The sequence below is a fragment of the Protofrankia sp. CiP1_Cm_nod2 genome (assembly GCF_920664355.1).
In the GTDB taxonomy this organism is placed as follows: Bacteria; Actinomycetota; Actinomycetes; order Frankiales; family Frankiaceae; genus Protofrankia.
The window spans coordinates 1-11,338 of record NZ_CAKKTL010000028.1; the positions used below are offsets into that span (position 1 = coordinate 1).

The 11,338-nt window shown below is 71.9% G+C and carries 9 protein-coding genes; 2 read left to right on the forward strand and 7 right to left on the reverse strand.

Annotated elements, in window-relative coordinates:
• Positions 1–548: 548 nt before the first annotated feature.
• From NBW84_RS05015 to NBW84_RS05040, 6 genes are all read right to left on the reverse strand, one after another.
• Positions 549–1,181 carry a GNAT family N-acetyltransferase gene (locus tag NBW84_RS05015; protein ID WP_250282144.1) on the reverse strand — a complete coding sequence of 211 codons (633 nt, stop codon included), beginning with the start codon at positions 1,179–1,181 and terminating at the stop codon, positions 549–551.
• Entirely contained in the window at positions 1,178–2,266 is a 1,089-nt protein-coding gene (gene moaCB / locus NBW84_RS05020) for a bifunctional molybdenum cofactor biosynthesis protein MoaC/MoaB (protein ID WP_445548560.1), read from the reverse strand. The genes NBW84_RS05015 and moaCB overlap by 4 nt, the downstream gene beginning before the upstream one ends.
• On the reverse strand, positions 2,263–3,546 hold the full coding sequence (gene glp / locus NBW84_RS05025) for a molybdotransferase-like divisome protein Glp (protein WP_250282146.1): 1,284 nt from the start codon (positions 3,544–3,546) through the stop codon (positions 2,263–2,265). The genes moaCB and glp overlap by 4 nt, the downstream gene beginning before the upstream one ends.
• Positions 3,547–3,639: 93 nt before the next feature.
• Entirely contained in the window at positions 3,640–4,569 is a 930-nt protein-coding gene (galU, locus tag NBW84_RS05030; protein ID WP_250282147.1) for a UTP--glucose-1-phosphate uridylyltransferase GalU, read from the reverse strand.
• A gap of 153 nt (positions 4,570–4,722) precedes the next feature.
• A complete protein-coding gene (locus tag NBW84_RS05035) occupies positions 4,723–5,475 on the reverse strand; it encodes an HD domain-containing protein (RefSeq protein WP_250282148.1) in 753 nt (250 codons plus the stop codon).
• Between the two features lie 372 nt (positions 5,476–5,847).
• A complete protein-coding gene (locus tag NBW84_RS05040) occupies positions 5,848–7,509 on the reverse strand; it encodes a hydantoinase B/oxoprolinase family protein (protein ID WP_250282149.1) in 1,662 nt (553 codons plus the stop codon).
• A gap of 665 nt (positions 7,510–8,174) precedes the next feature.
• Between NBW84_RS05040 and NBW84_RS05045 the strand changes: the two genes are divergently transcribed.
• Both NBW84_RS05045 and hisS read left to right on the forward strand, forming a co-directional pair.
• Positions 8,175–8,819, forward strand: coding sequence for an adenylate kinase family protein (locus tag NBW84_RS05045; RefSeq protein ID WP_250282150.1), 645 nt, complete (start codon positions 8,175–8,177; stop codon positions 8,817–8,819).
• Positions 8,820–9,044: 225 nt separating this feature from the next.
• Entirely contained in the window at positions 9,045–10,364 is a 1,320-nt protein-coding gene (gene hisS / locus NBW84_RS05050) for a histidine--tRNA ligase (RefSeq protein ID WP_250282151.1), read from the forward strand.
• Between the two features lie 42 nt (positions 10,365–10,406).
• On the opposite strand, the gene NBW84_RS05055 is transcribed toward hisS, so the two are convergent.
• Positions 10,407–11,338, reverse strand: a 932-nt coding sequence (locus NBW84_RS05055) for a hypothetical protein (protein ID WP_250282152.1), incomplete at its 5' end; no start/stop codon positions are given.

Here is an 11,338-nt window from a genome sequence, read left to right on the forward strand (position 1 = left end):
GCGCTCATGACAGCGTGTCCGGAAGACGGCATCGGAGCGCGGACCGCGAAGCGCCCGTACGAGCCTCAGGCGGCGCGGGCTGCCGTACAGGCGAGTTGACCATGGACGGTGGCCTTCCTGCCGACTCGGATATCGAAGATGACGTTGGCGGACCCGGGCCCCGCATGTCGACCGCGCCGAAATACGAGGGGCTCCGGCGGCCCGATCATGGGCGTTCGCGCCGCCGGGAGGATAGGGACGCCCAGCGGCGCGACGCCGCTATCCTCAGGCGCTCCGAGGAACGCTAGTGAGCGAATACCGTCCGGTCACCGACCCGAAGAGCGCGTGTCGCGGCATCGCAGCCCACATCACGTTCACGCTTAGTAACTGAATTGAGGCCGAGAAAAGCTCATCGAGCCAAGCTCGATCGCGAAACGGCGACGCACACACCACAAAAGGATCTTAACGGACAGACAAACCATGACAACCATCCCTACGTGTGGCCGACGTCACATCTGAAAGTAGACGCATGACTACTCTCAGTTAATGTCGAGTAGGTGTTGTTGATCTCAGCTATGTGGCGCGCGGACGCTGTGCCAGCGGTTCAGCAGCCCTTCCGGAGCGTCCTCCGTGGTGATGGCGTAGCTGATGTGGTCCCGGTAAGCCCCGCCGATCGCCAGATAGCGCCGGTGGAACCCCTCCTCGCGGAACCCGAGCTTTTCCACCACCCGCCGGCTCGCGGTGTTCTCCGGCCGGACGTGCGCCTCCAGCCGGTGCAGTGCCACCGCGGTGAAAGAGTGATCCACCACCAGCGCCAATGCGGTCGGGGTTATCCCACGGCCGGCATACATACGGTCAACCCAGTAACCGACATGGCCGCTGTTCAACGCGCCACGGACGATCGTGGAAACGGTGATCTGTCCTACCAGCCGGCCCTCGAACGTCACGGCGAACGGCAGGGCCTGACCGACACGCGCCTGCTGGCGCAGCCGCCGCACCATCTGGATGTAGACCCCGACGGTCTGGCGCCGCGCCCACGCCTCGTCGGTGGCGGGCAGCGCCTTCGCCGTCGCCTCCCACGGCGCGAGCCAGTCGCCGTTGCGCAGCCGGATGTCGACCCAGGTGGCAGCCTCGCGCAGCCGCAGAGGACGCACGGCCACCGGCCCGTCCGTGAGACTCGCCGGCCACCCGGGCGCCCTCATCCCCTCTTCTCCCGCGGGCTCCGGCCGGCGCCCGCCGCGTCACCGGCATGATCGTGGGAGCCGGCGTGACGGTGCTCCCCGCCGCCCCTGATCTGCGCGACGGCGTGCCCGGCCACGCCGGCGAGCACGGTCATCCCGTCGGCGACGCCACCGGTGGAGCCCGGCAGGTTCACCACCAGCGTCCCCTCCCGCACACCGGCGATCCCGCGGGAGAGGACCGCCGTCGGGACCGTCTCCCGGCCGGCCGCGCGCAGTGCCTCGGCGAGCCCGGGCACCTCACGGTCGATCACCAGCCGGGTCGCCTCCGGCGTGACGTCCCTGGGCGCGAGACCGGTGCCGCCGGTGGTGACGACCAGATGGATCCCGGCACGCACCGCCGCCGTCAGCGCGGCCACGATCGCGTCGGGCTCGTCCGGGACGACGACCACGTCGTCGACGACGAAGCCGATCCGGCCGAGCGCCCCGGCCGCCAGCGGCCCGGACCGGTCGGCGTACCCGCCGGCGTGCACGCGGTCCGAAACCGTGATCACTCGGGCACGGGCACCGGCCGGTACCCCTGACGACCCGGCCCGCACTCCCGTGTCCGGCGGTGCGACGACCGGGTGGCGCCGCCAGTCACCCGACCGTCCACCGGTCTTCACCAGCAGCTGGATGTCGGTGAGCGTCGCGGCCGGATCGACTGCCTTGACCATGTCGTGCAGTGTGAGCCCGGCCACCGCCACCGCGGTCAGCGCCTCCATCTCCACGCCGGTGCGGTCCGCCGTCCGGACGGTCGCGGTGATCTCGACACCATGGTCGTGGACGTCGATGTCGACCCGGACCCCCGACAGCGCGATCGGATGGCACAGCGGGATGAGCTCGGACGTGCGCTTGGAGCCCATGATGCCCGCCACCCTGGCCACCCCGAGCGCGTCCCCCTTGGGCACGCCGGCCCCGCGCAGCAGGTCGACGACGGCGGGCGCCACCCGCAGGCAGCCGCGGGCCGTCGCCGTCCGCGCGGTCACGTCCTTGGCGGAGACATCGACCATCCGGGCGGCGCCGGTGGCGTCCACATGGGTCAGCTTCGGCCCGTCCGGCTCGGTCACCCGCCCACCTCCACATGCCGCCGGCCGGCCGGTGGCACGCCGCCGCGGCGGCTCGCCACCGTCACCTCGTCGTCGAGCAGCAGCGCGGTCAGCTCCCGCCCGGCGGGCAGCTCACCGCCATCCGCCGGAACGATCAACAGCGCGTCCGCGGCCGCCAGCGCCGACATCTGGTGGGCGCCCTGGCCGCCGGCGAGATGCGCCACGGGCGGGCGGCCCGCGCCGCCATCGGCCAGCCGGACCCGCAGGTACGAGCGCCGGCCCGCGGCGGCCCGCACCGGCTGGGCCGTCGTGACCACCAGCGTCGGACGGTGCACGGACGCAAGCCCGCGCATCCGCCGCAGCGCGGGCCTGACGAACAGCTCGAACGACACCAGCGCGCTGACCGGGTTGCCGGGCAGGGTGAACACCGGCACGCCGTCGAGCACCCCGAACCCCTGCGGCATCCCGGGCCGCATGGCGAGCCGCTCGAAACGGACCGTCCCCGCGGCGGCGAGAACCTGCTTGACCACGTCGAAGGCGCCCACGCTCACCCCGCCGGTCGTGATCACAGCGTCGGCGTCGGTGCGGACGTCGTCGAGCAGCGCGGCGAACGCGTCCGGGGAGTCGGGCACGCCGGCGAACCGCCGGACCCGCGCGCCCGCCTCCCGCGCCGCCGCCGCCACCGCGTGGCTGTTGGAGTCGACGATCTGCCCGGGCCCGGGCGTCCCACCGGCCTCGACCAGCTCGCTGCCGGTCGACAGGACCGCCACCCGGGGACGCGGGTGGACGGTGGGCGCCGCCACGTTCAGGGCCGCGAGCAGGCCGATCTGGGCCGCGCCGAGCAGCCGCCCGGCGGGCAGGACCAGGTCGCCGACGGCCACGTCCTCCCCGGCCCGCCGGATGTTCTGTCCGGGCACGGGCGCGCGCGCCACGGTGACCCGGTCCATCCGGCCGTCGGTCCACTCGACCTGGACGACGGTGTCGGCGCCGGGCGGCAACGGCGCCCCCGTCATGATCCGGGCGGCGGTGCCGGGTGCCACCGGCGCCGGGGTGCCCGGCGCGGCCGGGATGTCCCCGGTGACCGGCAGGGTCACCGGGTGGTCGGGGCCGGCGCCGGCGACGTCCGCGGCGTACAGGGCGTAGCCGTCCATGGCCGAGTTGTCGAACCCGGGCAGGGCGGTGGCCGCGTGCAGGTCGGCGGCGAGCACGCAGCCGTGGGCGGCGCCCAGCGGCAGCGGCCGTGCGGGTAACGGGCCGACCGCGGCGAGGATGTCGGCGAGGTGCGCGTCCACCGACTTCACGTCGATCGCCTCACACCGGTCGCCTCCACCCCGCCAGGCCCGCCAGGCCCGCCAGGCCCGCCGGCCGTCTCACACCTGTCACCGGCCGGGCTCTCACGGACCGGGATCGGACTTGGGGCCGCCGGCGGAGACGTACTCCTCCAGCCACGGGTACAGCTCCCCGCCGATGTCCGGCCGCTCGCAGGCGAGCCGGATCACGGCCTTGAGATAGTCCACCCGGTCACCGGTGTCGTAGCGGCGCCCGGTGAAGACCACCCCGTGGACGGGCTCGCCCGCATCGTCGCCGAGGTGGGCCAGCGTCCGCAAGGCGTCGGTGAGCTGGATCTCGTTCCCACGGCCGGGTGGTGTCCGCCGCAACACGTCGAAAATCGCCGGTGACAGGACGTACCGGCCGATGATCGCGAGGTTGCTGGGCGCCTCGTCGGCCGAGGGCTTCTCCACCAGGTCCCGGATGCGGACGGTCTGGTAGCGCTCCCCCGCCGGCCCGACGGCCGTCGGGTCGACCGTCGCCACCCCGTACAGCGAGACGAGTTCCTCCGGAACCTCCATGAGGCCGACGACGCTGCCGCCGAAACGCTCCCGCACCGCGAGCATCTCCACCAGCAGCGGATCACGTTCGTCGATCAGGTCGTCGCCGAGCAGGACCGCGAAGGGCTCGTCGCCGACGTGCCCGGCCGCGCACAGCACGGCATGGCCGAGCCCCCGCGGGGCCTGCTGGCGGACCGAGTGCACCTCGGCGAGTTCGGCCGACGCGCGGATGCGTCCCAGCCTGGCCGTGTCACCCTTCCGTTCCAGGGCCGCCTCGAGTTCGGTCTCCCGGTCGAAATGGTCCTCCACCGCCTTCTTGGTGCGGCTCGTGACAAGAAGCACATCCCGTAGACCGGCGCGGGAAGCCTCCTCCACCACATACTCGATGGCCGGCCGGTCGACGACCGGCAGCATCTCCTTGGGCAGGGACTTGGTCGCCGGCAGGAACCGGGTGCCGAGGCCCGCAGCCGGAATCACCGCCTTCTTTACTGACATGGGCGAAACCATAGCCGCTCGGCGAAGGCGTCGGTGGTTTCCATCGCGGCCGCAGCGGTTCCCGCCTACGGCTTCCCTACGGCTTCCGTATCGGTGGGTGGAAACGGTCGCTGCCGTGGCGGTTTCCACCCACCGGAGTGCTGTCGCAGGTGTTCAGGGCTGGCCGGCCAGCTCACGGCGCAGGCCTGCCAGCTCGCGGCGCAGGTTGGCGCGGGCCATCGGCTCCCAGTGGCGGGACGCCCACGGCGTGGCGTAGACGCGCTGTTCGAGCAGCGTGCGCAGCACGGCGGCCCGGCCGGAGGCCCAGCGCTCCGGGGAGACCCAGGCATACTCCCGCCGTACCCTGCGGGCGTAGACGTCGTACGCGGGCGCCGGCCGGGCCAGCACCCGCAGATCCGCGTCGTTGACCATGGCTTCGTCCGGGCCCGCGGACAGGTGGGCCGCGGTTGCCCGCACCAGCCGGTCGACGTCGGCGGCCACCGGCCGCGGGCAGCCCAGGGCGGTCAGCGTGGCGGCCGCCAGCTCGCCCGACCGGGCCTCGTTGTCACTCGTCCGCGTGTCGTAGACCGCGTCGTGGAAGAAGAGCGCGAGCCGGCAGGCGGGCAGCGCGGACGCCGGGTCGTCCGCTCCGCCCGGCCGGGCCCGTCCGCCGGCCCGTTCCCACCCGCCGGCCCGGTCACGGTCCTGCTCCCGGCCGCGCTCCCGGTCGGCCGTGACGAGCAGCCGCAGCGCGACCAACGTCTCACTCACGTGACGCAGCGTGTGGTAGAAACGGCCGGGCTCGCAGTAGCGGAGGACAAGATCCTCGAACGCGGACGCCCGTTCGGCGGCATCCGCCCGCGCACCCGCCGACAGCAGGGCGGCGTCGAACGACCGCGCCAGTGACGACAGCACCACCGTGTCCACCGGACCTCCTCCACCGCCATTGGGCGCGGCCCCGTTGCCTCGCAGCCGTGACTCACCAGCCGTGACTCACCGTGCCCATGAACGGACTTCGATTCGACCATGGGTACGTTCCGTGCATTTACACCCCAGAAGTAACCAAGTCAACCAACAAATGATTATAAAAATAACATTGGAACAACATCCTTATATCATCAAACCAAAAACGGATCATAGCGGCGCCGCGCGCACGACAATCACCTCGGCCAGAGATCGACGCCGATCCGACCACGGACGCGGCCGGGATCCGCATGCCGTCCGTATGCCGCGTCCGTACACATCCCGGCAGCGGCCCCGGCAGCGGCCCCGGCAGCGGCCGGCGGAAGCCCTCGGCTCTCAGCCGTCGGACGGGCCCCAGCCGCCGCCACCGGGAGTACGGATCGTGACGACCGACCCGGCCGCCAGCTCCAGGCCCGCCTTGGACGGCAGCCGCACGCCGTCCACCTCGTTGCGCCCCACCGCGCCTGGCCCGCCACCGGCGGCGCCCTGCGGGGCGTGCCGACGGCGGTCGGTGAGCAGCGACAGGGCCGCCTCCTGAAGCACCCGGATCGAGCGCACCAGCCCCGCGCCACCAGGATGCCGACCAGCCCCGGCGGTGGCCATGTCGAGCTCGTAGCGTTCGACCCGCATCGGGTACTCCAGCTCCAGGGCCTCGATCGGGGTGTTCAGGGTGTTGGTCATGCCCACGTGCACACCGGACGGCCCCGGCCCGCGCGCGGACGCGCCCTGGCCGCCGGCGAGCGTCTCGTAGTACGTCCACCCCCGCCCGCCGATGATCAGATTGTTCATCGTGCCCTGCCCCTGCGCGGGCAGGACCGGGCCGTCGCCGGGCTCACGCCGCCCGGCCCCATCGGCCGCGGGCCCACCGGCCGTACGAGCCGTGCCGGCCGTGCTGTCCGTACGAGCCGTGCCGGCCGTGCTGTCCGTACGAGCCTCACGGGCCGTGCCGGCCGCGACGGCCTGGGACAGGGCCGCCAGCACCGTGTCGGCGATCCGCTGGGACGTCTCGACGTTCCCGGCGACCACGGCGGACGGCCGGCGCGCGTCCACCAGGGATCCGGGCCGCGTCAGCACCTCCAGCGGGGCGTAGGTGCCGTCGTTCGCCGGGACGTCCTCGGGCAGCAGCACCCGCAGCGCGAAACAGCAGGCCGACCGGGTGACGGCCCGCGGGCAGTTCACGTTGCCGGGCACCGCCGGCGAGGTGCCCGCGAAGTCGACCGTCAGCGCGTCGCCGTCGATCGTCACCGCCACCCGGATCGGGATGTCGTCATCGGTCACGCCGTCGCCCTCGACCTCGCCGGCGGCGGTGTACCGGCCGTCCGGCAGCGCCGCGATCATCGCCCGGGAGCGCCGCTCGCCGTAGGCCAGCACCTCGGCGAACGCCGTCAGCACGACGTCCAGGCCCCGGCGTTCGATCAGCTCGGCCAGCCTGGTGCCGGCCAGCTGGTTCGCCGCGGCCTGGGCCCGCAGGTCGCCGCGGCGCAGCTCCGGCGTGCGCGAGTTCGCACAGATCAGCTCGAGGATGTCGGCACGCCACTCACCGTCGGCGACCAGCCGCACCGGCGGGATGATGAGCCCCTCGGCGTAGATCTCCCGCGAGTCGGCCGGCATCGACCCGGGGCGCATGCCGCCCATGTCCGAGTGGTGCGCCCGGGTCGCGGCAAAGGCGATGATCTCGCCGTTCGCCGCCAGCGGTGACACGAGCGTGACGTCGGGCAGGTGGTTCCCGCCGGCGAACGGGTCGTTGAGCACCCACACCTCGCCAGGCCTGGCACCGCGGGCGGCCACCGCCCGCACCGACTCGTACATGGCGCCGAGGTGCACGGGGACGTGCGCGGCCTGGGCGATCATCCGGCCGGCCCGGTCGAAGAGGGCGGCCGAGCAGTCGCGACGTTCCTTGATGTTGGACGAGTAGGCGCTGCGGACCAGCAGCGTCCCCATCTCCTCGGCGATCCCGGCGAGCCCGCTCACCAGCACCGACAGCGTCACCGGGTCCACCCGGCCATCTTCGCCCGCTATCCGGGCGCCTGTCACGGATCGGCCGGCCACGGCGGCCGGCCGGCCGGCCGGGACCAGCCCGCGCGACCGGATACGCGGTTCCCGCCACGGCCCGCCCACCGGTGCCGCCGACATCCGCAACATTCGCCAAATATTCGCTAAATACTCGCCAAAACATTGCCCTTCGCCCGTCCTGATGCCACCGGCGGCTTCGAAAAGGTCATTTTGTACTGTTTCACCGGCGAGTACGAAGATTTCCCGTGTGCGTACCTCCCGGGCCGGGCGGGCACTGGTACGGTCGGGCCTCGTCCCGGTCGGCGTGGGGCCGGCGGGCGGCGGCCGGGAACAGAACGGCCGGGCGCGGAACAGCCGGGCACAAACGACAGGGAACAGGAACGGCGCTTTGTCGAGCGGACCAGGACTCCGGACGGCGCGGCTTCCGGCGCGGCCGGCAGGCTCCCGCGCGTGTCCGGCCGGTCGGCGCCCGGGCCGTCCGTCCGATCACCACATCGCCACCGTCCTGGCAGGCCGGCGGGTACGGCGCGGCGCCAGCTCACGGACTGACGGGGCCGCGCGGCGCCGGCCCGCGGCCGGGCCGCGGGGAGAGCATGGCGAGTGGCGGGGAATTCCTGGGAACCGGAGACTTCTGGCAGCCGGAGGTGGGTATGCGCAAGTTCGTCATCATGGGCGTGCAGGGCAGCGGCAAGGGCACGCAGGCGAAAATGCTCGCCGACGACCTCGACCTCGTCCATATCAGCGTGGGTGACATTTTCCGCTGGAATGTACAGAGCCATACCAAACTGGGCGCCCAGGTCAGACGCGTCGTCGCCAGCGGCCATCTGGTCGGCGACGACCTCGTCGAGTCGGTGGTCCGGGACAGGCTCGCCAGCCACGACTGGAACTACGGCTTCGTCATCGACGGCTTCCCCCGCAACGCCCGGCAGGCCGAGTTCTTCCTGGAGAGCTACGACATCGACGGTGTGATCTACCTGGACCTGCCGGACGAGGAGGTCTACCGGCGGGTGCTGGCCAGACGCCTGTGCTCCCGGTGCGGGCTGGACTACAACCTCATCGCCAGCCGTCCCCGGGTGGCGGACACCTGCGACGTCTGCGGCGGCCAGCTGCTGACCCGTTCGGACGACAACCCCGAGGCGCTCGAGGTCCGGCTGCGTGAGTACCACGCCCGGACCAGGCCGGTGATGGAGATCTTCCAGCGCAAGGAGTACGTGGCGATCGTCGATGCCCGGCACCCGGCCGTCGACGTCCAGGCCGAGATCCGTGAGCACTTCGACCTGCCCAAGCTGTCGTAGCCCGGCGGCTACCGGCACGGAGCCGCCGCGGAGCCGTCGCGCGGTCGTCGTCGCGCGGTGCGCCACGACGTCCGTCCCCACGCCGTGGCGCAAGGGATACGGTACGGCCGGCGGGTCATGCTGGATTCAGGCGCGTCCTGACCGACCGGCCGGGACGCACACGCGATGCCTCACCGTATCCGGTGCACGACGTCAGGTAGTCCTCGAGAGGAGAGCGTTTCCGCTATGGGCAACGAGCAGCTCGTCCGGCCCGCGCCGGTCAGCGGATTCCCCGAGTGGCTGCCCGAGGTGCGGCTGGTCGAGCTGCGCTGGCTCGACGAGATCCGCCGGGCCTTCGAGCGCTACGGTTTCTGCTCGGTCGAGACCCCGTCCGTCGAAGCCCTCGACGTGCTGCTCGCGAAGGGGGAGACCTCCCAGGAGGTCTACACCCTGCGCCGGCTGCAGGCCGACGACGGCGACGACGGCGACGCCCGGCTCGGCCTGCACTTCGACCTCACCGTGCCGTTCGCCCGGTACGTCGCGCAGCACTTCAACGAGCTGGTCTTCCCGTTCAAGCGCTACCAGGTGCAGCGGGTCTGGCGCGGCGAGCGCCCGCAGGAAGGCCGCTACCGCGAGTTCACCCAGTGTGACATCGACGTCATCAACGTCGACCGCGTCCCGCTGTACTTCGACGCCGAGCTCCCCCGCATCGTCCACGAGATCCTCACCGGGCTCGGCATCCCCGCCTGGTCGGTCAACATCAACAACCGGAAGGTGCTGCAGGGCTTCTACACCGGGCTCGGCATCGGCGACCCGCTCGGCGTCATCCGGGTCGCGGACAAGCTGGACAAGATAGGCACCGCCGGCGTCGAGAAACTGCTCGCCAGCACCCTCGGGCTCACCCCCGAACAGATCACCGCCTGCCTGGACCTCGCCCACATCCGCGGCGGCGACACCGGCGTGGCCGACGACATCCGCCGCCTCGGCGTCACCTCCGACCTGCTGGACGAGGGCCTGGACGAGCTGTCGTTCGTCCTCGACGAGCTCTCCGACCTGCCCGCCGGCAGCATCGTGGCGGACCTGTCCATCGCCCGCGGCCTGGACTACTACACCGGCACCGTCTACGAGGGGAAGTTCGTCGACTGGCCGGACTACGGCAGCATCTGCTCGGGCGGCCGCTACGCCGACCTCGCCGGGTCGTTCATCCGCCGGCACCTGCCCGGCGTCGGGATCTCCATCGGGCTCACCCGGATCTTCGCCAAGCTCCTGGCGGAAGGACGCCTGGAAACCGCCGCGAGCTGCCCCAGCGACGTCCTGGTGGTGCTCCCCAGCGACGCCCGCCGGGCCGAGGCGAGGGCCACCGCCGCACACCTGCGCGCCCGCGGCTACAACGTCGAGACCTACCACGAGGCCGACAGGCTGGGAAAACAGATCCGTTACGCGTCACGCAAGGGCATCCCGTTCGTCTGGTTCCCACCCTTCGAGGACGGCAAGCCGCACGAGGTCAAGAACATGGCCAGCGGCGAACAGGTCACCGCCGACCCCCAGACCTGGCACCGCCCCTGACCCAGCACTGCCGCCTGACCTCTGACCCGGCGCAGCCCCTGTTCAGGCGGGCGCGGTGAACGCCCGAAGCTCGCCGCGCAGCCGGCTGAGCTCGTCGACGAGCACACCGTCCCAGGTGTCCGGCAGCCCCACGCCGTCGACCTTTACCTGCCTGCTGAGCCCTTCGCGCAGGCCACGCAAGCACTCCCGCAGCTTCTCCGCGGACGGGTGAGTGACAGCCCGGCCCGTCCGCGCGGCCTTTTCCTTCCCGTGCGAGGCCGGGCTGTCATTGCGATATCCAGCGATCCTGCCGGCTTCGGGAATACGGTTCTTGAGAGCGTTCCACCCGTTTTTGCCGTTCTTGCCCAGCGTTCCCTCGCACAGCACGGCCGCCCGCACGGCACAGCCCCAGGGATCGCTCTCCGCCAGCGTCTCCATCAGGCGGAGCCGGGCTCGCAACAGCAGGAAGGGCAGACGCTCCGGGCCCTCCGGCAGCCCGATGGATGCCAGCCACCGCGGGTCGAGCGTTGCGGACGGCCCGATGAAAGCCAGCCTTCGCGCTCTGTCGGCGAAGGGCCGCAGCCGCTGGGCGGAGCCCTGGCCGAGCAGCGCCACCGCGGCGCTGACGTCCAGGCACTCGAGCGCGGAAAGCGCGACCCGGGCCAGCTCGGCGTCACCGGCGACACGGTTGAGCACGGCCTCCCCGTCGATCTCGACGATCGACTCGTCCGAACCCGCACCGGAACGACGGATCTCCGCCAACCGGGTGGGGCAGGCGGCCGACAGGCCCCATTCGATACCCGCGAGCGTCAGCCCGAGCCCCTGTGGCTTCCGTCCGGAGCTCACGACGACCCAGACCTCCTTGACCGTGTCGAGATCGCCTTCCGCCTGGAGCGCGTCCCAGGTGTCCAAGCGGATGTCATCGAGATCGCCGAAATCGATCCCACTTTTCAGGAGGATGCGGCAATCGATGTTCTTCCCACGCGCCTTTGTCT

Excerpts from the sequence above, each read along its gene's own strand:
- NBW84_RS05015 (WP_250282144.1), bottom strand. The coding sequence starts at position 1,181 with ATGAGGGCGCCCGGGTGGCCGGCGAGTCTCACGGACGGGCCGGTGGCC.
- galU (WP_250282147.1), bottom strand. The coding sequence starts at position 4,569 with ATGTCAGTAAAGAAGGCGGTGATTCCGGCTGCGGGCCTCGGCACCCGG.
- NBW84_RS05045 (WP_250282150.1), top strand. The coding sequence starts at position 8,175 with ATGCGCAAGTTCGTCATCATGGGCGTGCAGGGCAGCGGCAAGGGCACG.
- hisS (WP_250282151.1), top strand. The coding sequence starts at position 9,045 with ATGGGCAACGAGCAGCTCGTCCGGCCCGCGCCGGTCAGCGGATTCCCC.